We start from the raw sequence: 21,454 nt of genomic DNA on the forward strand, positions 1-21,454 counted from the left end.
AATAAATAGGATGCAAATAACTCAATCGGGTATCAGGGAGAATTGCATTTTCCTCACCTGGCTGTGCAGTTCCCGGGAAAGGTCGTTGTCCCCGGCCTGCATCGCTTCATTGCGCTGGCGCCTCAATTTGTTGATTTCGTCCTGGACCGATCTCCTGCGGATATCGAGAATACAGTCTGAAACCGCCTGTTTCAGGTTGTCGAAGGTGAGCGGCGCGAGCCCGATGCGGGTCAGCACGGATTTCACCTCCACATCCTCAACATGGTCCAACAGGCGGTGAAGCGCAAGCGGTTGATCGTCATCAATCAATTGGTAAAGAAATTGGGCGGTTTTTCGGCATTCCGGACGTCGGAATCCATCGAGGTCCACCGAGCGGCGAATTTCCACCGCCGCCTCGGCATCCGCCAGCATGAGGTGGAGCAGGTACCACTCCGGGCTGTGCGCCACAGGCTGTTCCCGCACCGGCGGTTTGACCCGGGGTTTGTTTTCCGCCAGCGTTTTCCTCAGTTCGTCCAAAAGGGCCCGGTCTTCCACCCCCACGGTTTCGGCGATGTATCGCACGTATTCACTGCGTTCGACCGCGTTCGTCACCTTGGTGAGAAGCGGCAGGAGACGGTTGATGAGGTCCAGTTTCGCCTCCGGTGTTTTGGGCGGCGAACTCTGAATGGCTTTCTGCACCACGAAGTGTATGTAGGGCGGCGCCTGCTCCACCCGCGACAACAACGCTCCCGCTCCCTGGTCACGGATGAGGGAATCCGGGTCCTCTCCCTCCGGCAGGGCCACCATGTAGACGTTGAGCCCCTGTTCCTTGAACACCTCGAACGCCCGGGCTGCGGCCTGCAGACCCGCGTTGTCGGCATCGAAAACCAGCACGGCGTTATGGGTGTACTGCTTCAGCATGGCCGCCTGCTGGGATGTGAGGGCCGTACCGCAGGTGGCGACGGTGTTCTGCATGCCCGCCTGCCAGGCGCGTAGCTGGTCGAAGTAGCCCTCGACGACCAGCACCCGGTCATGCTGGCGAATGGCGCTTTTGGCCATGTTGAGGCCGAACAGGTGTTTTCCTTTTTTATAAGCCGGAGTTTCGGAACTGTTCAGGTATTTTGGTTCCCCGTCCCCCAGCACGCGGCCGCCAAAACCGATGACCTGTCCCTGCACGTCCCGGATGGGGAAGATGATGCGCCCACGGAAGCGGTCGTATTCGACGCCCTTTTCCTGGTTGCGAACGATCAGCCCGTATTTTTCCAGCTGCGCGCGGGTGCATTTGGTTTTCTTTTCGAGGTGCGTCAGGAGGCCCCGCCATTCGTCCGGTACCCAGCCGAGCTGATACGCATCGATCACGCCATCATCAAAGCCGCGCGACTCCAGGTATTTCCGCGCGGGTTTGCCGAGCTGGGGGTGTTTCAGGTTTTGCGCGAAGTATTCGGCGGACAGGGAGTTGACGTGAAGCAGGGTTTCCCGTTCAGACGGCTGGCTGGAGGAACGCAGGGCGGATTCCGGGATGGTGACGTGGTAGCGCGCCGCCAGCTTCCTCACCGCCTCGACGAAAGTGAGGTCCTCCAGTTCCATCAGGAATTTGAACGCATTGCCCCCCGCACCGCAACCGAAGCAATGATAGATCTGCTTGTCCGGGCTGGCGGTGAACGACGGGGTTTTCTCCTGATGGAACGGGCACAGCCCCTTGTAGTTCTTGCCCGCTTTTTTCAGGTGAACGAAGTCCGAGACCACATCGATGATGTCGGCCCGCTGGCGCACGTCTTCAATGACCTGTTCCGGAATATGCTGTTTCAACGATCACGAACCGGCTTCAAGGATTGATGGTTGAGAACCCCCGCAGGTGCCCGGGGTTCCATTGCCAAAAAGTTGTGTGGGACTGAGGGTGCACCCGGGAGGCGTCACCCCGCCAGCATTTCCGTAACAAGAGAGCGAATCTGCTCTCCATCCGCCCGGCCTTTGAACTCCGGGGCGACCACCTTCATTACCTTGCCCATGTCTTTGGGGGATTGCGCGCCGGTTTCGGCGATGACTTCCTGAATGCGCTTTCGCAAGGTGTCTTCCCCCACCTGTTCCGGCAGATAACCTGCCAGAATGACCATTTCCTGCTCTTCCTTTTCTTTCAGATCGGCACGGCCGCCTTTTTCGTAAAGCGCCGCGGCTTCTTTTCTTTTTTTTATCTGGGTGGACAAGAGGGCGGTGATTTCCTCGTCCTCAAGTTCTTTGCGGAGATCGATTTCCCTGTTTTTGATTTCAGCAGAAACCAGGCGCAAGGTCTCGACCTTGAGAGATTGCTTTGATTTCAGGGCCTCTTTGAGGTCCTGGAGGAGCTTGTCTTTGAGTCCCATAACCCTTTTCAAATAAACAAGAAAATATAGGGCCGGGTGCGGATTTTGTCAATAGATGTCCCTCAAAATGAATTTTTTGTCGGCATTTTTCCTACAATATGGAGAGAATGTATTGATAATATTAGGGTTACTGGGCTTTCGGAATGGCAGTACCCCCAAAGTGGGGGGCATGTGGCAAGACATTTTTGTGGCCAGGGCCGGACGGCGGTACAATTTGAAATCTGTACGCCAAAAGGTTGTATTTGTTATGCAAGTTGAATTTCTCGTTGTGAGGGAGGTTGACAGATCTTGAAACGGTATTTCTTTGGAAGCCTCGCGCTGATCTGGGTTGCGGCCGCTTTGCCGGCCAAGGCGGAATCCGGAAACGGCGCCCAGATTTTCCAGGCCATGGAAGAGGAGATGGCCCGCTCGTTGAAAGAGCTCCAGGTGGATGACTTCGGCCCGCCGTACTTCATCAATTACCAGGTGCGGCACCATGACCGGGCGGAAGTGACAGCCACGCTCGGCGCGCTCCTGGAATCGGACATCAAACAGAAGCAGACGCTTTTTGTGGATGTGAAGGTGGGCGATCCCGAGTTCGACAGTTCGCATCCGCAAAGCCATCAGTACGTCACCGAAGCGTTGATCCCGCTCGATAACCAGGTCGGCGCCCTCCGGCGTGCGTTGTGGTATGAAACGGATCTGCGCTACAAACAAGCCATCGTCAACCTGCTGAAGAAAAAGGGACGGTTCATCAGTGGCGTGGAAAGCCACGAAATTTCAGACTTTTCTCCCGGCAACCCCCCGCAGGTGCGGCTGGGGCCGGTTCCTGAGTGGAAGCCCCGCATGCAGGAATGGGAATCCCTGGCGAAAGCCGTCTCCGAGCGGTTCCGCAACGCGGAGGACATCGAGAAGTCCAAGGTGGAAGTGTCCGCCAACCGCACCATCCGTTATTACTACGATTCCGAAGGCAACAAGATCCGTGAGGGGAAATTGTACTATGCCCTTGTCATCGAAGGCTGGGCCCGGTCTCCCCAGGGCGACCGCCTGCATGACGAGGAATCGGTTTACCTGCACGAAGGCGACCCCTTTCCTAAAGAGGAAGAACTGATCTCCCGCGCCGACCGCCTGATCGAGTCTCTGGGGAAGCTCAAACGCGCGCCGCGCATGGACCCGTACATCGGTCCGGCCATCTTCAGTCCGGATGCCACGGCGGTGCTGTTCCATGAGGCGTTGGGCCACCGTCTGGAAGGCGACCGCCTGCGGCAGGACCGCGACGGCAAGACATTTCTCAAGAAGATCGGGCGGAGGATACTTCCCGAATTCCTGTCGGTGACGGACAATCCGGAGATGACCCGTTTCCAGGGCACCCCCCTGCTTGGGCATTACCGCTTCGACGACGAAGGCCAGGAAAGCGAAGAGGTGGTGCTGGTAGAAGGCGGCACCCTGCAAAATTTTCTCCTCACGCGCATGCCGGTACTGGGATTCAGCCGCACCAACGGCCACGCCCGCGGCGACGGCGTGCACGCGCCCATGTCGCGCATGAGCAATTTCATCATCGAATCGAAGTCGCGGGTGGATGCCGCGACGTTGAAGCGGAAACTCATCGAGGAAGTCCAGCGGCAGGGCAAACCCTTCGGCCTGTTCGTGAAAAAGATCACCGGTGGCGAGACCCACACCGAAGGCGCCGGGTTCCAGGTGTTCAAAGGCGAACCGTTATACCTGTATAAAGTGTATCCCGACGGACGCGAGGAGTTGGTTCGCGGGGTCGATTTCGTAGGCACGCCGCTTTCCATGATCGGCAAGATCATGGTCACCGGAGACAAGCGGGAGGTTTTGAACGGATTCTGCCACGCGGAGTCCGGGGCGATCCCCGTCACCAGCATCGCTCCCAGCGTGCTTTTGCGTGAGGTGGAATTGCAGGGTGCGAAGAAAATGCGGGTTCGCCCGCCGATCCTCACACCGCCTGCCGTGTCCACATCGCTTCAATAAAATCTTTGGAAAAATAAAAAAACGGCCGGGAGATGTCTCCCGGCCGTTTTTCAGACCCGTCCTTCCCAAACTTCAGGCCGGCTTCCCGATTTGGGGGAAGTTGACACTTTCGGTTTCAAGATTTAAAACACGGAAAGCCGGCCCAGCCAAACGACGTTGACTCACTTGCAAATGACCTTCAACTTGGCGTTGCCCATCGTGGCGTTCACGATGCGCGCCTCGTCGAAGAGGGGGCCTTTGTTCGGTCCCCGTTCACCCGGAGCCACGGCGAAAATCGAGACGCCGTCTTTTTTGTATCCCAGCGTCTGATTGGGTTCCAACTGGTCCCAATCGTAATTGTCGCCGTTACCCCGGGCGATCCGGACCCGGGCCATTTCATCCCCGCTCAGGTTCTGAACGGTGATGTCCTTGTTGCAAAAGGCCGTGGTTCCCGGTTCCAGGATCATTTCCTCGTTGTTCATGCCTTCCACAAACCAGGGCTCGACGGTCTCTTCACCTGCTCCCAGTGCCGTGCTGGCGCCGAACGTCAGCATGGAACAAATTACGATGCCGGTAAAAAGCGTTTTCGTCCCTCTCATGAATAACCTCCAATCTGTATTCATTGAAGGGCCCGCACAAGCGGACCCGGTTTTAAAAGTGTGAGGCCAAACAAGTCAAGCGAGATTGACTTACTTGCAAAGCACCTTCAAATTCGCACTGCCCATGGTTCCATTGACAATGCGGGTTTCGTCCACGTGCTGCCGAGCGCCAGAATCACTGGAAAAAATGGAAACGCCGTCTTTTTTGTATCCAAGGGACTGATTGGGGTCGATCTGATCCCAGTCATAGTTGTCACCATTGCCCCGGATGATCTGGACGGTCGCTTCTTCACTTTCACTCATGTTGTGGACGGTAAAATCCTTGTTGCAGTAGGCCGTGGTGCCCGGCTCCAAAATCGTTTCCGCCTGGTTGTAACCTTCAACAAACCAGGGCTCCACCGTCATCTCCTCCGCACCAGCGGAGTTGGCACCGAAAACCGCCATTGAGCTGATTAACGCAAATGCCAAAACCGCTTTCTTGCTTTTCATGTAAAGACCTCCATCCTATCTAATATGTATGTGATGTTGTTTTTAAGGCAGGCACATTCCCGGAAACGGGAAACCCTCTATGTTCTATAATCAATACAAATTGAATGCCAAACCGCGGCATGGTCGTAACCCATTGATTCGATTCTCTTTGTAAAATGGGAAGTTAAAGAGGGAGGAGGGAAGTCCGGCCAAAATCTGCCCATTTTGGGTGATATTTATATAAGTAATTGTTTTTAATGATTTTTCAATTGGCCAAATTTCACCGAACTGACGAAAATTGGCCGCCGGATTGCGAGGTACCTATATTGATTTTATATCCCTCAATGAAGGATATTTCGGTCTTTTTCCTTAAATAAAGGCAAGTTGGAATGAAATACAATCTTCACCAGGTGCTCGATTCCGCGCGGGACGGCATCTTCATCGTGGGACGGGACCACCGGCTGGTCCTGTTCAACCGCGCCTGCGAGGAGCTGTACAACGTCTCCCGCGAGGACGTGGTTAATAAAGCCTGCTGGAAACTGTCTGATTTCGAAAAAAGCTGGCAGGAAGCCGCGCGTGCGGGCGGCCGCATTTCATACGGGGAACTGGGCGCGAAAAAGGAACGCATGGTTCTGCCCCACAAAAGCGGCAAGCAGGTGTGGGTGGAAACCATCTACACTCCCATTCTCGACGAGGAGAACAACGAAATCGCCTATGTCATGGGCGTGATCAAGGACATCACCGAACTCAAAGACATGGAGCGCGAAAAGGAACGCCTGCAACAGGAAATCGGCAAGATCCGCGGGGAACTGGGATCGAAATACGATTTTTCCAGCATCGTCGGCCGTTCCGCGCCGATCATGCAGGTCATGAAGCTGGCCGCCGAGGTGGCGCAGGAGAACACCACCGTGATGCTGGTGGGCGAAAGCGGCACGGGCAAGGAACTGGTGGCCAAGGCTATTCACTACAACAGCCGCCGTGCGGACAAACCGTTTGTTGCGCTCAACTGTTCGGCGTTCCCGGAAACGCTGATCGAAAGCGAATTGTTCGGTTACGAAAAAGGCGCATTCACCGGCGCGGAAAAAAGCAAGCCTGGCAAAATCCAGCTCGCTTACGGCGGCACGCTGTTTCTCGACGAGGTGACGGAGATGTCCCCGGCAACGCAGGCCAAGATTCTGCGTGTCATCCAGGAACGCGAATTCGAACCGCTGGGCTCGGTGAAACCGCAACGCGCGGACATCCGTATCATCGCCGCCACCAACAAGGACCTGGAGGCGCTTGTGGAGAAAGGGCAGTTCCGCGACGACCTGTTCTACCGGCTGTTTGTGTACCCGATCGTGATTCCACCCCTGCGCGAGCGGCCGGAGGACCTGGCCCCGCTCATCGATCGCCTTCTGGAAAAATTCAACCACGACATGGCCAAGCGCATTCAGGGCATCGCGCCGGAAGCCCTGCAGATGCTGAAAAACTACCACTGGCCGGGAAACGTGCGTGAATTGCAGAACGTGATGGAACGGCTCATGATCCTGTCCAAGGGCGAGGTCATCCAGGTGGAGGACCTGCCGCGTTACGTGGTGGAATCCATGAAGCTGAACCACTCCCGCGAGCCGGGGACGAGCAATGGAATCCCTCCGGGGTTTTCGCTGGAGGATTCGGTCAACCAGTTCGAAAGCCGCATCATTCAGCAGGCACTCAAGCAGTGCGGGCACAACAAGTCGCGGGCGGCGAACCTGCTCGGTCTGTCGCGCTCGACGTTCCGTTACAAACTGTCGCGGTTGAGTTGAGGGGAATTGTGAACCTGAACTGACGGACGTCAGTACATCAGGTATTCCCGTCGAAGGGGAAGGAAGGCCTGCGTGTCCGGTTCCCAGGACTGCTCGATATCGAGCAGCGAGAAGTTTGCGCCCAGCAGGTGTTCCCGCAATTCGGGGTTGCCGTACAGCAGGTCGATGGCCGGGATGTCGGTTATGAATTCATAAGGTTTGTCGCGCCAGGAAAACCGATCCGGAAAATCCTGCGAGATGGCGCGCAGGACAGCGATCCCCGTGATGAGGGGTTTGAACCGTTCCCGGTGTGTCACCTGTAAAAACACGCCCGCGCACAACTCGCCCCGGTGTTTCTGGAATCCCGGTTTGAAATACTGCGGACGAAACTGCACGCCAGGCAGGTTTTTGCGGTTCAGGCGTTCCGCCAGCCGGTAGGCATCGATCCCCGGTGCGCCACATTGCTCGAAGGGCAGGGTGGTCCCACGGCCTTCCGACAACTGCGTTGCCTCCAGCAGGCACATGCCGGGATACACGGTTGCGGTCGATACGGTCGGCATGTTGGGCGACGGCGCCACCCAGGGAAGCCCCGTTTCGTCGTACCACATGTTCCGGTTCCAGCCTTCCATGTGAACCACGCCGAGGTCGCATCCGATTCCGAAGTGTTCGTTGAACAGGCACGCCAGTTCCCCCGCTGTCATGCCGTGCCGGTTCAGAATCGGGTACTGTCCGACGAACGAGCGGTATCCCTCACCGACGCAGTTGCCTTCCACCTGGTGCCCGTTGATGGGATTCGGCCGGTCGCACACCACCATGCGCACTCCCGCCTCCCGGCAGGCTTCCATGCAGAACGCCATGGTGTAAACAAACGTGTAGTAACGCGAGCCGATGTCCTGGATGTCGAACACCACGGTGTCGAGGTCGGCGAACAGCTCGGGAGAAGGACGGAGCGAGGCTTCGTCGGTTCCGTACAGGCTGTGGATGGCGAGGCCGGTGCCGGGATCGACGGAAGAGTCCACCGATTCCATGTCCTGCGCCACGCCGTAAAGGCCGTGTTCCGGAGCCAGCAGTTTCACCAGCTCGATTTCATCGTGTTCCTGGAAATGAAGCCAGCCGTAGCGGCCGTCGGCGGCGACGCAGGTGTGGTTGGCCACCAGTCCCACGCGCCTGCCTTTCAGGATATGGGCCGGGTCGGCCAGCAGACGGTCCAGCCCGGTCTTGACGTGAGTCATGGTGTGCCCGCTTTCGCTCAATCCCTATCTGGATGAGGGAAACTTGTATCCCTTGGGTATTACGATGATATTGGATTCCTTGTCCACATGGAACCGTTTTTCGTCTTCGGCGGGATCGTAGCCGATGACGGTGCCCGGCGGGATATACACGTCCTTGTCGATGATGGCCATGTTGATCTTGCAGTCGGGGCCGATGTGCACGCGGTCCATGAGGATCGAATTGATGACCGCCGCACCGCCTTCCACCATCACGCTCCGGCCCAGGACGCTGTCCTGCACGATGCCGCCGCTGATGATGCTTCCCTCCGACACCAGGCTGTTCACCGCCTGCCCGCGCCGCCCCTCCATGTTGAATACGAATTTCGCCGGCGGCAGGCCGAAGGAATTGCTCTTGATGGGCCACTTGCGGTTGTACAGATTGAAAATCGGCTTAATGTTGCGCAGGTCCATGTTGGCTTCCCAGTAACTGCCGATGGTGCCGACGTCGCGCCAGTAGCCGATTTCTTCTTCCGTGATGTCCGGGACGCGGTTGGTGGCGAAGTCGTAAGCGTAAACCGCGTGGTTGCCGTACACCGAGGGCAGGATGTCCTTGCCGAAATCGTGCGAGGACTCCGTCTTGTCCGCGTCGGAGAAAAGCACTTCCGTCAGGAACTTGGCATTGAACAGGTAGTTGCCCATGGAAACGTACGCCAGGCCCGGGCGGTCCGGAATGGGTGTCGGGTTTTTGGGTTTTTCCTGGAAACCGATGACCCGCCCCGCCTTGTCCACCTGGATCACGCCGAACTGATGCGCCTGGTCCACCGGAACCGGAATGGCGGAGATGGTGACGTCCGCCTGCTTTTCCGTGTGGTACTGCACCTTCTGCTGAATATCCATGCGGTAGATGTGGTCCGCACCGAAAATGGCGACGAGATCGTAATCCCGGTCCTGCACCAGGTTGATGTTCTGGTAAATGGCGTCCGCCGTGCCCCGGTACCAGCTTTCGCCGGTGCGCTTCTGAGCTGGAACGGGCAGGATGAAATGGTCCGGGAGAATCGAGCTGAACCGCCACCCTTCCTGCAGGTGTTCGGTGAGCGACTGGCTTTTGAACTGGGTGAGGACGTAGATCGCGTAGATGCGGGAGTTGATGAAATTGCTGAGCACGATGTCGATCAGCCGGTACTTGCCGCCAAAAGGCACCGCAGGTTTGGCCCGTTCGGCGGTCAGTGGGTGCAGCCGGCTTCCCTCGCCCCCAGCCATGATCATGCCCAGAATTTTCATTGTGTTCGCGCTCCAGTTCGTGAGAAGGGGAAAGAGGGGGAAGTTGCCCGATGGTTCTTATTTTAATGGTTTTGCGATGAATAGCAATCCGCAGGCCCGGCAATTCAACTTGATTTTCCTTTGGACAGTTGTATAGAATTGCCTCATGGGAATGAAAAGCTGGATCAGTGCAGGCTTAATCTTTTTGGTGTGTTGCGTGGGCACGTCCGCTTGGGCGTCTCCGCACGGCCACGTCATGGAGAAGTCCCCGTTTGTCAAAAAACAGGGAGCCCATGCCCTGCACTGTGCGCTGATGGGGCATGACATCCAGAAACCCTGCCCGCACTACCAGAAGCGGGGTTTGGACGGCCTGGAGATTCAACTGCCCTGTCATGACAACCCCGCTCCGGCATCCGGCTCCCCTTCTGCATCGAGCGTCTTTCTGCACAGTGTGCCTTTCAATACTCCCGCTTATGAGCGAGTGGTGGCGTTGCCTTTGTTCCGCTCCGGTTTTTCTTTTCATCTCCCTTCTATTCCAGAACCTCCTCCCCGGTTCCTCTAAACCCTTCGCTATTTCCAAAAGTCGTTCCGGCTGGGAATTGAGCATCGTTTCCTTGCGCTTCTTTTAATTCCGGACCCCCGGCTTTTAATACAAAAGGCGAAGCAACTCCATCGACGACATCCTTATTTTTTAAATTGCTCGAAGTCCCTTCGGGTTCCGGCCCGTTTTGGGGTCGTTCCTCCCGAGAGCGGGGTCGAAATCCCTTTGAGTGATATTTCGGTCGAGTTCAAAGTGTTTGGAGGTTCCTTCATGTGGTGCAGGTATAAAAGAATCATATATTTCGGAATGTTTCTCATTGCGGTCGTTCCCATTTGGGCGGGCATGGAATGGCAGACGCAACCCGCTTTTGCCGGTGATAAACCGGGTGCTTCCGGTGGCATCATTGAATGGGAACCGCACCCGAAGGCCATCGGCCAGGGCAACAGTGGGCAATTGAGCATCAGCGCATCGGAAGCCATCAAACTCCTTTACGCCGGAAAAGACAAGGGCAGGACAAGCATTCTCTATTCGCATTCGCACAACATGGGCGACTCGTTTTCGCCCGGGCACGCCGTGCATCCTGAAACTGAGAAAGTGAGCTCCCACGGCGAGAACGGACCCCAGTTGGAAACCGGACCGGGCATCGAAATATACACCACCTGGGACGGCAACGGGGATGTGCGCTTCGCCCGTTCCATGGATTTCGGCAGAAGCTTTACCGAACCGGTGCGGGTGAACGATGACGAGGGCGAATCCTTCCAGTCGTTCTTCGATACGGAAGTGGGACCCGACGGCAGCGTGCACGTCGCCTGGCTGGACGGGCGCGACAAGAACACCAACAAGCCGGGCACGTTTTCGCTGTTCACCGCCTCCTCCAAAGACCGCGGCACCACGTTCAGCAGGAACGTGAAGATCGCCGGGGACATCTGCCCCTGTTGCCGCCCGGCCATCGCCTTCGGTTCGTCGGGCGAGGTGTTCATGGCCTGGCGCCATGTGGATGAAGGCCATGAGCGGGTGGTGGTCGTCGCTTCTTCCAAAGACGGCGGCAAAACGTGGAGCGATCCGGTGCGTGTGACGAAAACGGGCTGGGTCATCGACGGGTGCCCGCATGCGGGACCGACCCTGCGCTTCATCAATGACAAACTCTACGTTGCCTGGTACACCGCCATCGACCGCCGCGCTACCGTGAAACTCGCGGTGTCGGACGACCTCGGCCGCTCGTTCAAATGGGTGAAGGAAATCCAGGGTGGGGTGCTCGACCCGACCCACCCCTATATCGCCGAATCGGACGACGCGGCCTACATCATTTTTCAGGGACGCGACCCGAACCTGGAGGGTGGGTGGGCGCCGGCCAAAGCATGGGTGGTCAAGGCGTCGGCTGACGGCGCTCTCACCGCTCCGCAGGCACTGCCCACCAAGGGCAACGGGGTGGCGTACCCGTATCTGTTTTTCGGCAACGGCGGACGGGTGTATGCGACGTGGACCGAATTCAGCGAACAGGGCCCCGAGGTCATTCTGTGCCGGGGCCGCCTTCAACCTTTGTCTTGAGGGAGACGATCGATCATGCACGCTGAAGTGAGACCCCTCATTGACAACATAAACTGGCCCCGCGCGGTGGTGTGTTCGCTGGCGTTCCACCTGGTATTGATCTCGGTTCTGCCCCTGCTTCAAAGCGACAAGACGATTCCCGAACCGGAAACCAAAAAAGTGCGGATGACCATTGCGGAGAAGAAACCCGTTCCGGTTCCACCAAAGAAAAAAGCCGGTCCCAAACCCAGTGCACTGAAACCGCAGCTCATGAAGCAGGCACCCACTCCGGTGAAGACGCAGGTGAAACCGGTCCAGCCCATGGTAATGCCGCCCCAACCCACAACGATGCCTCAGGCACAACCGGTGTCCGCAAAGGTCGTGCATAAAACTCCGGTGGTGAAACCGATATTGCAACCGCAGGTTTTGAGCCAACCGGTGGCAACGCGGAAGGCGATGATCATGGACCGAACCTCCCGGCAACGGAAAACGAGACAGGTCGTCCACCCGATTCATCTGGAGACGCCGGTTACGGATTCTCAAAAGACCACTCAGGCCGCCGTCATGCAGACCCCGGTAACGACGCACGTGAATCCGGCGCAGGTTCAGCCGGTGACGCCGCAACCGCTTTTCACCTCCAATGAAAACCCCGCACCGGTGACCGGCGCACAACCGGTGTCCCATTTTGAAAAGTATGCAAACGCATCCGTGTCCCGGTCGTTCTCCCAGCCGGTGCAACTGGAGGACTGGGGCGATGATGGCCTGTCCGAGGATGAACGCCGCCGGATTCTGGGCCTGTTTGCCCGGGGAGTTCAGCAACGGATCGCCGGCCATCAGGTGTATCCGGACACCGCCCGCCAGCGCGGTGTGGAAGGCCGCACAGTGGTGGCGTTCGAGCTGGCGCGTGACGGCAACCTGGTGCAGGTTTCGGTCGCCCAGTCGTCCGGATTCGACGTGCTCGATCAAGCCGCAATGAAGGCCATCCGCGACGGCAGTCCCTACGAGGCCATCCCGGCCAGGCTGGGCGATGCTTCGTTGTCCTTCCAACTGCCGGTTTCGTTTTTCATCGAATGACGGCCTGAATAAAGAAATTTTTGTAGAGAACAGGAGCGACACCATGACAATGTTTCAATCGGCAATGGATCTGGTCACCAAGGGAGGGATCATCATGGTCCCCATCCTGCTTTGCTCGGTGATCGCAGTCGCCATCATCATCGAACGGCTGGTGTACTTCAATAAACGTAAAGAAAACCCGGAAGCCCTGTACAGGGCGGTGCAGGAAGCACTCCGCAAAAAGAACACGTCAAAGGCGCTGGAGTTGTGCCGTCGATCCAACGGGCCGGTGGCGCGGGTGCTGGAAGCGGGCGTGCACAATCACCACGCGCCCAAGTGGCAGTTGGAGGAAACACTGTCGATGGTGGGTCAGGAGGAGATGGAAAGCATGGAGCGCAACATCAAGGGGCTGGAAGTCATCGCCGCCATCTCGCCGCTCATGGGTCTTCTCGGCACCGTCATCGGCATGGTGCAGGCGTTCAACCAGGTGGCCGAATACAAGGGACAGGTGAACCCCAGCCTGCTCGCCGGGGGCATCTGGGAAGCGCTGTTGACCACCGCCGCGGGCCTCGCGGTGGCCATTCCGGTTCTCGTCATGATGCATTTCTTTGACAAACGCATCGAACGCCAGGGCTTCGCCATGGAGCGCTTCGCGCATTACTTCGTCCATTCCGTCGAACAGAACCGCAATACGCCGGGCACCGCCTCTTCCAAAACCCTGATTGCGTCATGAAGATTCGCCGTCATAAAAAACGGGCTCGCGTCGATCTCGCCCCGCTCATCGACGTGGTCTTCCTGCTTTTGATTTTTTTCATGCTCACCTTCGCCGTGCAGGGGCAGGGGCTGGACATGCTGTTGCCGAAGGAGTCGCAGGCGGCCGCCGAGAATCCTGAAAAACCAGTCATCATCGCCATAAAACAGGATGGATCCATCAAGTTGAACGGGGAAACTCTTTCTACCGATGCCTTGCTGGATAAACTAACTCGAGCCCTGGCTACGCGCCGGGACAAACAGGTGGTTATCGAATCGAGTGAGGACGCCCGCTACGAGGTGTTCGTCAGTGTGCTGGACATCACCCGGCAGGCCGGGGTGAACGATTACTCGATCGTGATGTGAGGCCGATTCCATGATCCGCATCCGCAAATCCAAAGACACGTCCTTCGGACTGGACATGGCGCCGATGATCAACGTCGTGTTTCTTCTGTTGATCTTTTTCATGCTGACCTCCACCGCCATGAAGCACGGACAGGAAGTGGACCTGCCGGAGTCGCAGTCGGCGGAAAAAATCAATCAGGACACAGTGCAGGTCAAGGTGTACCCGCAAGGCGGCATCGAGGTGAATGGCAAGGCCACCGAACTGGCCGGGCTTCCTGCCGTGTTTGCGCAACTGGCGGCGGATAAAAAAGAGCCGGTGCTGGAAATTCAGGCCGACCGGAAGGCGTCCTTCAAGGTCTGCGGTGAGGTGATCCGTCTGGCCAATGAGGCGGGCATCCGCGAGTTTGTGTTCGCCACAGACCAGCCGCAGGGGAGCGCGAAGGTCCACACGCCGCTCTAGCGGTTTTTCTCTTCTTAAAGAATCAGCGTGGTTGCGGCCAGTAGACCTGCGGCGGCCGGGTGGGGTCGGGCCGCTTTTTACTGAAGAATTCCTCGAACAGCGCAAACGAGTCGCGCCAGGTGACGTTCAGGTGCGCGATGTGCACGAAGCGGTCGAGGATATACTGCCCCCGTACGTCGCCGGTGAGGTAGATGTTGTTGCCGAGCGTCCAGGTCTTGATGACGCCGACCTCCTGGAAATCCTCCGCCTTGTAAAACGGGTCGCCCTTGGCCAAAGGCACGCCCGGCTGAGTGGAATCGCCCCGGGGCGAGTTGAAATGCGCGCTGCCGCCTTCCCAGAACAGTCCGTACACGTACGTGTCCCACACCGTGGCGAACACGCGGAGCGCCACGCCTTCCTCATCCACCTGTGGCAGCGCCGGGGGATCGTCCTGGTTGACGAGGTAGTGGATGGTGAAGCCGATATTGTCCAGAAAACTGCCGGGGTGAAGAATTTTGCTGTGGTGGTAGGTGTAACCGGTGCCGAAGCCGTAACTGAGGTTGTTCCACACGCCGGGCCCGCTGTTCTTCTGTCCCCCCATGTGCACCCAGTAAACCTGCGCGTCCACCATGAAGCCACCCGCCTTCAATTGCGTGTAGTTGCCCGCCGCAAACTTTTCACGTTTCGTCTGCGTCTCCCGTTCCTCCCAGCTCAGCCACGTGTCCTGAAGGATGTGTTGCGTGTCCCCGCGGATCTGGAATCCCTGCTCGATGGGTTCGATGTAGCGCAGGTTGTCGTTGAAGAACGCGTCGTGCAGGGGATGGTTCCGGTCGATGGTTCCGGCGGTGAACTGCCAGCCCGGTGCGAACCCCCAGTGGAGGGAGATGATGGGATCGACGCCCGATACGCGGTCGTCTTCACCGAAAGGGAAATCCAAAAACGCGCCGACGTCCACCGCCACCGCGGGTGCGATGGCGTACCGGAAATAGGTTTTGGTCTGGTTGCCGATCAGGGTGAAGCCGTCGTTGATGGCGTCGATGTTCGTGTGTTCCTGGTTGTACACGAAGGTCTGGTTTTCCACCACGAAGTGGAGAGGGGAATCGGCCCACGCCGGGCGCGGTATCGCCAGCAACCCGCATGCGGCGACCCAAAGGGCCAGCCACCAGAGGATGGTTTTTAACTGGATTCGGTTTAATACAGGATTCGGGATCAAGACGGTCAGGGGCTCGTGTACGCCACAGGGAGTGGCGGGGTCCGTAACAAACAAGAGCCGTACCTTACCATAAAAGCAGGCTGGAACGAGGGAAAGATGCCGCAGGAGGTCCCGTCGATCGGCCGGGCAACCCCCTGTCCTCTCCAGCGCGGTGAGTGGTGTCCGTCGCTCACCGGTAACTTGTAAGTAATTGATTTATAGAATTATATTTGATTCGTGCCCCGATGTCAACCGGAATTGGTAAATCCCCCGGTGGATTTCCTCGAATATCGCCTTCCCTAACGGGCGAAAAAAATCCCCGGCCCCAAACGGGACCGGGGATTCTATTCAAAAAGGAGGGGGCTTTACATCATGCCGCCCATGCCTCCCATACCGCCCATGCCACCCATGCCCGGAGCGCCATGGGAATGACCATGGTCGTCCTTCTCTTCAGGCAGGTCAGTGATCATTGCTTCCGTGGTCAGCAACAGAGCAGAGATGCTGGCCGCGTTCTGCAATGCGGTGCGGGTGACTTTTGCCGGGTCGATGATGCCTTCCTTCAGCATGTCGACGTACTCACCGGTGCGGGCGTCGAAGCCCATGCTTCCTTTCAGGCTCTTCACCTTCTCGACGATCACGGTGCCTTCTTCACCGGCGTTGGCTGCGATCTGCCGGACCGGCTCTTCCAGAGCGCGGCGGATGATCTTCACACCCAGTTTGTAGTCGTGGGTGCCATCCAGCTTGTCCAGCGCGCTGAGGCAGCGCAGGTACGCCACGCCGCCGCCGGGCACGATGCCTTCCTCGACCGCGGCGCGAGTCGCATGCAGGGCGTCCTCGACGCGGGCTTTCTTCTCTTTCATCTCGGTCTCGGTGGCCGCACCGACTTTGATGATGGCGACGCCGCCGACCAGCTTCGCAAGACGTTCCTGCAGCTTCTCGCGGTCGTAGTCGGAGGTGGTCTCATCGATCTGGGTGCGGATCTGTTTGACCCGGGACTGGATTTCGGAAGGCTTGCCTTTGCCGTCGACGATCACCGTGTTGTCCTTGTCGATGGTGACGCGCTTGGCGCGGCCCAGGTCGTCCAGGGTGATGTTCTCCAGTTTCACACCGATGTCTTCGGTGATCACCTGGCCGCCGGTCAGGATGGCGAGGTCGTTCAGCATGTCCTTGCGGCGGTCGCCGAAGCCCGGAGCCTTGACGGCGCAGACGTTCAGGGTGCCGCGCAGTTTGTTGACCACGAGGGTCGCCAGCGCTTCGCCTTCTACTTCCTCCGCCACGATGAGCAGGGGCTTGCCGCCCTTGGCCACTTTTTCCAGAACCGGCAGGAGGTCTTTCATGCTGGAGATTTTCTTCTCGTGCAGGAGCAGGTAACAGTCTTCCAGAACCGCTTCCATGCGCTCTGCGTCGGTGACGAAGTAGGGCGACAGGTAACCGCGGTCGAACTGCATGCCTTCCACGATTTCGAGAGCCGTCTCCATGCTCTTCGCCTCTTCGACGGTGATGACGCCGTCCTTGCCCACCTTGTCCATGGCTTCGGAGATGATTTCGCCGATGGCCGTATCGTGGTTGGCAGAGATGGTGCCGACCTGGGCGATTTCCTTCTTGTCCTTGGTCGGTTTGGAGAGCTTCTGGATGGCCGGGATCACGGCGGCTACCGCGTCCTCGATGCCCTTCTTGATTTCCATCGGGTTGGCGCCGGCGGTGACGTTCTTCATGCCTTCGCGGAAAATGGCCTGCGCCAGAACGGTCGCCGTCGTGGTGCCGTCACCGGCGTTGTCGCTGGTCTTGCTGGCGACTTCGTTGACCATCTGCGCGCCCATGTTCTCGAACGGATTCTTCAGTTCGATTTCCTTGGCGACGGTCACGCCGTCCTTGGTGATCAGGGGCGAGCCGAATTTCTTGTCGATGACCACGTTGCGGCCCTTGGGGCCGAGGGTCAGCTTCACGGTGTCGGCGAGCTGATTGACGCCGGACAGAATCTTGTGTCTTGCTTCCTCGTCATATACGATTTGTTTTGCCATTGTATATCGTTCTCCTCAAATAGGGGGTTCGTGGGTTTATTTGCTGTCGATCACGCCCAGAATGTCGTCTTCCCGCATCAGCAGGAAATCTTCGGCGTCGATTTTCACTTCGGTGCCGCCGTACTTGCTGTACAGCACCTTGTCGCCGACTTTGACATCCGGTTTCACGCGTTTTCCGTCTTCACCGATCCGGCCCGGGCCGACGGCCTTCACTCGGCCTTCCGTGGGCGCATCCTTGGCGGAATCGGGAATGATGATCCCCCCTTTTCGGACTTCTTTCTCCCGAATGGGTTGCACCAGAATACGGTCTTGCAATGGACGAATGTTCATAGAACTGTGCTCCTTCCCAAAAAATGATAAACTTGGAATCCAGTAAACTGGATTGGTGATGGTGGGCGTCCTCCTGCAACGCCGCGTTGATCCATAACTTTTTATAAAATAACCGGTTACGGGTTCGGGTCTGGGTCAAATAAGCAAGGGTTAGCACTCTTTGAGGTAGAGTGCCAGAAACGTTGGTCTTATATAATACGCCTTTCTGCAAAGGCAAGGTGTCCGGTCAAAAAAATCAAAAAAATGTTGCGAGTCCTATAAATGTCAAAAAAACAATCGTCTAAAGAGCTGGAAGTGTTCACCAATCCCAATCCGGACCGGGATTACGAGATCAACATGGAGTGCCCGGAGTTCACCTGCCTGTGCCCGAAAACGGGTCAGCCGGACTTCGCCACCATCGACATCACCTACATCCCGGACAAGCTGTGCGTCGAGCTCAAGTCGCTCAAGCTCTACCTGTGGTCGTACCGCGACGAGGGAGCGTTCCACGAAAAGGTGATCAACGAAATCCTCGACGACCTGGTGAAGGCCTGCCGCCCCCGTTACATGCAGGTGGTGGGCGAGTTCAACGTGCGGGGCGGCATCTACACCACGGTGTCGGCGGAGCACTACGGCAAAAGCGGAACGAAACGGAAATCGAAGAACAAACGCCCGTCGTCATGATGGGGCGGAGGGAGAAATCTATATTTAACTGGATGAGGTTCTATGCGGATCAGGGAAGGTGAGTGCCATTCATGCGGCGAGTGCTGCCAGACGGTGAACGTGACCGTGGTGCGGGACGTCACCCTGCGCCAGCACGGCACGGTTGAGGAACTGGAACGCTACCTGAAATACCGGGGCATTCAACTGGTGGGCGAGGACGTGGACAACAACTGCCTGTTTTACGCCATCCCCATTGCCTGCGACCAACTGGCCGATGACAAGCGGTGCCGGGTGCACGGTACGCCGGACAAGCCGCTCCTGTGCATGAAGTACCCGACGGAGCCGGACGACATTGAACAATGCGGCTACACGTTCCGCCGGGCGACGGTGCTGGACCGGGTGGGTTCATGACGGAACGGTTCGTCGAAAACGAAGACGGCACGGTGACCGACACCGCCACCGGCCTCGTGTGGCAACAGAGTTACCACTATGCCGAGACGGGCAACTACTGCTCGTGGTATGAAGCGAACGAGTACATCGAACATCTCAACCGCGTGCAACTGGGCGGGCATGCGGACTGGCGTCTGCCGGACCGGCTTGAGATGCAGAGCCTTTACGAGATCGCCCACACGTTCGAGTCGCGGGGACGGACGTACACCCTGCACATCGATCCGGTGTTCGAGTTCGGCTACGGCAGTTGTTTCTGGACGTGGCGTTCGCGCCTGTCGGGGGCGCTGGGGTTCGAGTTCGATGCGGGCAACCGGCACTGGTACCCGAAGGCCAGTTTTTCCGGCACCGTACGCGCAGTACGGGGTAATATGAACCCTTTTCTCCTTCTAACAAACCCGGAATGAAAAGAACGCGCACACCGCGAAACGGGCGGACGGAGCCCGGCGGAAAACCCACTCCCCAGCAGATCGCGCGCGAAAAGCAGAAGGCGAAGGACCTGCGTCAGTCCACCTGGTGGCGGGTGCAGATCGACCGCGGCTTGTGCCATTTCTGTGGCGAAACGTTCGGCCGGAAGGACTTGACGATGGATCACCTGGTTCCGCTGGCGCGTGGCGGCAAGAGCACCAAGGGCAACGTGGTGGTGGCGTGCAAGTCATGCAACAACGAAAAGAAGTATTACACCCCGGCGGAGATGATTTTAAAAAACAAGCTGGGTGGGGACGTTCAATTCTGACGAGAAAGGAATGCAGTCGGTATGGGAGAAGATAAAATGCTGAAGATCATGGGCTGGGGCACCCTGGTGGTCATCGTCCTTGGCATCGTGCTGTTTTTGTTCAAAACCTGAGCCTCCCGGACTGCAACGGTCCGGGTTCCCCCGTTTTCGCATGCAAAAGCTTCAGGTGGGGATGTCCATGCTTTTGGGCGGCGCCTGGATGGTCGGGTTGTCCTTCGCCATGAGGGCCTCGTAGCGCGGGTCCACGCTTTCCTTCTTTTCCGCTTCCCGCTTGCAGATGCGCGACTCGCACACCAGCACGATGTGGTAACCCAGCTTCGACCGGATGGGCTCCGGAATCACGAACTTCTCGCATTTCAGGATAGCGTCCCTGAAATCCGGAGTCATGATGTCCTCCGACACGTCCATGTTGGGATAAACCCAGTCCAGGTCGCCCCCTATGCGGCGGGTGCGGCAGGTGCTGTATTTTTTTGAGAATTTGGCAAAAAACTTTTCCACCTTGTCCCGGTCGATGAATTCCTTGTCCGGGTCGTTGCTCGGTTCGTTCTCGAGTTCTTTCTGGTAACCGATGATCGTCTGCCGGATCAGGTCCGCCGCTTCCCGGGTCGAAACCAGGATGTGCCGCGTACGGTGTTCCAGCGGTTTGCTGGTCTGGATTTTTGCCTTCTTTGGTTTGAAGACCTTGCGCGGCGGTTTCACCGGAGGCTTTTTGGGTTTTTCGCCTTCGGCCTTTTCCGGAACCTTGGGTTCCTTCGCGGTCAGGTCCCGCTGGTATATCGTCTTGTCCGGTTCTTGGGGTTGTTCGGTATCCGACATTTCAACACCTCAATCCAGTTTTCCGTTTTTCCAAAAGTCGATGTTTCATCTTATCGTAACCCGGTCCGGTTAAGATACCTTTTTTGGAGACCCGTACCAAACCGTCTCCAGGTAATTCAGGACCGCACCCTCGGCATTGCTCCCAATCACTTCATGAGCGGCCTGTTTGATCTCCGGAAGGGCGTTGGCGACGGCGATGGATTTCCCGGCGATTTTGAACATTTCCAGATCGTTCAGGTAATCACCAAACACCACCACGCGGTTCATGGGGATCCCCAGTTGTTCCGCCAGCTGGTCAAGCATGCTTCCCTTGTTTGCCTTTTTGTGAAACGCCTGCAACCAGTAATAACCGGGGTGTGCGATGTCCTCGGCGAAGTACAGGTTGAGTTCACGCGGAAACTGCCGAAGCAACGTGTCGTGCACGGGTTGCAGGGCTTCGGGCGTGTCAATCAGCAGGAATCCGGCGATGGCTTCGTTTTCCAGGAATTCATAATGTTCCACCCGGTGCAGGCGCCCGTCGCCTTCCAGGCTTTTCAGGTATTCCTGGGAGCCATGGTTGGTGACGTTGCGGTAGTAGAGACGGTTCTGGCTGCCGTACGCGTACACAAAGGGGTCGTCGCTCAGGTGATCGACCATTTGGATCATGGAATGAACCACATTGTGTGGAATGAAGTCGCACAACTCCAGGTTGCGCCCGGAATGAAAATCCGTGAGGTACACGCCGTTGAACAGAATGACCGGAATTTCCAGGTTCACCTCGCTCAGTATGGGGTGGGTCGATTCGTAACTGCGCGCGGTGGCGATGGTGAACATGAGACCGTCGTCAATCAGACGGTTGAGCCGGTCCGTGGACTCGGCGGAAAACTCACTGTGTGGATCCAGAAGGGTGCCGTCCAGATCGGATACATACAAACAGTTTTTGGGATCTTTAAACATCGTTTTAGAATAAGGTGTAAGGAATCAGTAAAGCCGGGGACGAAAGCCTGGGACCTGATTTTGAAGCGAACCCCCCTCAAAGGAGAAGC

At 57.5% G+C, this 21,454-nt stretch carries 23 protein-coding genes; 12 read left to right on the forward strand and 11 right to left on the reverse strand.

The genetic code is table 11. From position 1 onward, the window contains the following. Positions 1–21: 21 nt before the first annotated feature. Together dnaG and ACTRW9_RS04935 are read right to left on the reverse strand one after the other, a co-directional pair. Positions 22–1,788, reverse strand: a complete 1,767-nt coding sequence (dnaG, locus tag ACTRW9_RS04930) for a DNA primase (protein ID WP_442428513.1) — start codon at positions 1,786–1,788, stop codon at positions 22–24. Positions 1,789–1,892: 104 nt separating this feature from the next. Beyond that, positions 1,893–2,339, reverse strand: a complete 447-nt coding sequence (locus tag ACTRW9_RS04935) for a GatB/YqeY domain-containing protein (RefSeq protein WP_442427771.1) — start codon at positions 2,337–2,339, stop codon at positions 1,893–1,895. 288 nt (positions 2,340–2,627) lie between these two features. On the opposite strand from ACTRW9_RS04935, the gene ACTRW9_RS04940 reads away from it, so the two are divergent. Beyond that, entirely contained in the window at positions 2,628–4,310 is a 1,683-nt protein-coding gene (locus ACTRW9_RS04940; protein WP_442428514.1) for a TldD/PmbA family protein, read from the forward strand. A gap of 161 nt (positions 4,311–4,471) precedes the next feature. On the opposite strand, the gene ACTRW9_RS04945 is transcribed toward ACTRW9_RS04940, so the two are convergent. After that, positions 4,472–4,888: a hypothetical protein gene (locus ACTRW9_RS04945; RefSeq protein WP_442427257.1), complete on the reverse strand. Its 417-nt coding sequence runs from the start codon at positions 4,886–4,888 to the stop codon at positions 4,472–4,474. Positions 4,889–4,978: 90 nt separating this feature from the next. Then, the gene (locus ACTRW9_RS04950; RefSeq protein WP_442427256.1) at positions 4,979–5,377 is read right to left on the reverse strand and encodes a hypothetical protein; all 399 of its coding nucleotides are present in this window, start codon (positions 5,375–5,377) and stop codon (positions 4,979–4,981) included. 368 nt (positions 5,378–5,745) lie between these two features. On the opposite strand from ACTRW9_RS04950, the gene ACTRW9_RS04955 reads away from it, so the two are divergent. Further along, positions 5,746–7,140 carry a sigma-54 interaction domain-containing protein gene (locus ACTRW9_RS04955; RefSeq protein ID WP_442428515.1) on the forward strand — a complete coding sequence of 465 codons (1,395 nt, stop codon included), beginning with the start codon at positions 5,746–5,748 and terminating at the stop codon, positions 7,138–7,140. A gap of 29 nt (positions 7,141–7,169) precedes the next feature. Here the strand turns inward: ACTRW9_RS04955 and ACTRW9_RS04960 are convergent, their stop codons facing one another. Together ACTRW9_RS04960 and glgC are read right to left on the reverse strand one after the other, a co-directional pair. Then, positions 7,170–8,351, reverse strand: coding sequence for an exo-beta-N-acetylmuramidase NamZ family protein (locus ACTRW9_RS04960; RefSeq protein WP_442427254.1), 1,182 nt, complete (start codon positions 8,349–8,351; stop codon positions 7,170–7,172). A 24-nt stretch (positions 8,352–8,375) separates the two neighbouring features. After that, entirely contained in the window at positions 8,376–9,611 is a 1,236-nt protein-coding gene (gene glgC / locus ACTRW9_RS04965; protein ID WP_442428516.1) for a glucose-1-phosphate adenylyltransferase, read from the reverse strand. 196 nt (positions 9,612–9,807) lie between these two features. Here glgC and ACTRW9_RS04970 point away from each other — a divergent pair, with 196 nt between their 5' ends. The 6 genes from ACTRW9_RS04970 to ACTRW9_RS04995 all read left to right on the forward strand — a co-directional run bounded on the left by ACTRW9_RS04970 (position 9,808) and on the right by ACTRW9_RS04995 (position 14,266). Continuing rightward, a complete protein-coding gene (locus ACTRW9_RS04970; protein WP_442428517.1) occupies positions 9,808–10,152 on the forward strand; it encodes a hypothetical protein in 345 nt (114 codons plus the stop codon). 285 nt (positions 10,153–10,437) lie between these two features. Then, positions 10,438–11,679 carry a sialidase family protein gene (locus ACTRW9_RS04975; RefSeq protein ID WP_442428518.1) on the forward strand — a complete coding sequence of 414 codons (1,242 nt, stop codon included), beginning with the start codon at positions 10,438–10,440 and terminating at the stop codon, positions 11,677–11,679. 15 nt (positions 11,680–11,694) lie between these two features. After that, complete coding sequence (locus ACTRW9_RS04980) at positions 11,695–12,732, forward strand: TonB family protein (protein WP_442428519.1); 1,038 nt, start codon at positions 11,695–11,697, stop codon at positions 12,730–12,732. A 43-nt stretch (positions 12,733–12,775) separates the two neighbouring features. Then, positions 12,776–13,444 carry a MotA/TolQ/ExbB proton channel family protein gene (locus ACTRW9_RS04985; RefSeq protein ID WP_442428520.1) on the forward strand — a complete coding sequence of 223 codons (669 nt, stop codon included), beginning with the start codon at positions 12,776–12,778 and terminating at the stop codon, positions 13,442–13,444. Next, complete coding sequence (locus ACTRW9_RS04990; RefSeq protein WP_442428521.1) at positions 13,441–13,827, forward strand: ExbD/TolR family protein; 387 nt, start codon at positions 13,441–13,443, stop codon at positions 13,825–13,827. The genes ACTRW9_RS04985 and ACTRW9_RS04990 overlap by 4 nt, the downstream gene beginning before the upstream one ends. Positions 13,828–13,837: 10 nt before the next feature. Next, positions 13,838–14,266 (forward strand): ExbD/TolR family protein, encoded by a 429-nt coding sequence (locus ACTRW9_RS04995; RefSeq protein WP_442428522.1) that lies wholly within the window; start codon positions 13,838–13,840, stop codon positions 14,264–14,266. 22 nt (positions 14,267–14,288) lie between these two features. On the opposite strand, the gene ACTRW9_RS05000 is transcribed toward ACTRW9_RS04995, so the two are convergent. The 3 genes from ACTRW9_RS05000 to ACTRW9_RS05010 all read right to left on the reverse strand — a co-directional run bounded on the left by ACTRW9_RS05000 (position 14,289) and on the right by ACTRW9_RS05010 (position 17,788). Beyond that, positions 14,289–15,512: a hypothetical protein gene (locus tag ACTRW9_RS05000; protein ID WP_442428523.1), complete on the reverse strand. Its 1,224-nt coding sequence runs from the start codon at positions 15,510–15,512 to the stop codon at positions 14,289–14,291. Between the two features lie 290 nt (positions 15,513–15,802). Continuing rightward, a complete protein-coding gene (gene groL, locus ACTRW9_RS05005) occupies positions 15,803–17,458 on the reverse strand; it encodes a chaperonin GroEL (protein WP_442427245.1) in 1,656 nt (551 codons plus the stop codon). 36 nt (positions 17,459–17,494) lie between these two features. Beyond that, positions 17,495–17,788 (reverse strand): co-chaperone GroES, encoded by a 294-nt coding sequence (locus ACTRW9_RS05010; RefSeq protein WP_005005736.1) that lies wholly within the window; start codon positions 17,786–17,788, stop codon positions 17,495–17,497. 261 nt (positions 17,789–18,049) lie between these two features. Here ACTRW9_RS05010 and queF point away from each other — a divergent pair, with 261 nt between their 5' ends. Genes queF through ACTRW9_RS05030 form a run of 4 tightly spaced genes read left to right on the forward strand, consistent with a single transcriptional unit; the run spans position 18,050 to position 19,613 of the window. Continuing rightward, positions 18,050–18,451, forward strand: a complete 402-nt coding sequence (gene queF, locus ACTRW9_RS05015) for a preQ(1) synthase (protein WP_442427244.1) — start codon at positions 18,050–18,052, stop codon at positions 18,449–18,451. Positions 18,452–18,493: 42 nt separating this feature from the next. Then, complete coding sequence (locus tag ACTRW9_RS05020; protein WP_442428524.1) at positions 18,494–18,841, forward strand: YkgJ family cysteine cluster protein; 348 nt, start codon at positions 18,494–18,496, stop codon at positions 18,839–18,841. Next, entirely contained in the window at positions 18,838–19,284 is a 447-nt protein-coding gene (locus tag ACTRW9_RS05025; RefSeq protein WP_442427242.1) for a DUF1566 domain-containing protein, read from the forward strand. Before ACTRW9_RS05020 ends, ACTRW9_RS05025 begins: the two co-directional genes overlap by 4 nt. After that, positions 19,281–19,613, forward strand: coding sequence for an HNH endonuclease (locus tag ACTRW9_RS05030; protein WP_442428525.1), 333 nt, complete (start codon positions 19,281–19,283; stop codon positions 19,611–19,613). The genes ACTRW9_RS05025 and ACTRW9_RS05030 overlap by 4 nt, the downstream gene beginning before the upstream one ends. 162 nt (positions 19,614–19,775) lie before the next feature. On the opposite strand, the gene ACTRW9_RS05035 is transcribed toward ACTRW9_RS05030, so the two are convergent. Further along, positions 19,776–20,429 (reverse strand): peptidylprolyl isomerase, encoded by a 654-nt coding sequence (locus ACTRW9_RS05035; RefSeq protein ID WP_442427240.1) that lies wholly within the window; start codon positions 20,427–20,429, stop codon positions 19,776–19,778. Between the two features lie 69 nt (positions 20,430–20,498). Next, complete coding sequence (locus tag ACTRW9_RS05040) at positions 20,499–21,365, reverse strand: HAD family hydrolase (RefSeq protein WP_442428526.1); 867 nt, start codon at positions 21,363–21,365, stop codon at positions 20,499–20,501. Positions 21,366–21,454 lie beyond the last annotated feature (89 nt).

It is taken from the genome of Nitrospina sp. 32_T5 (genome assembly GCF_052156635.1).
GTDB lineage: Bacteria > Nitrospinota > Nitrospinia > Nitrospinales > Nitrospinaceae > Nitrospina.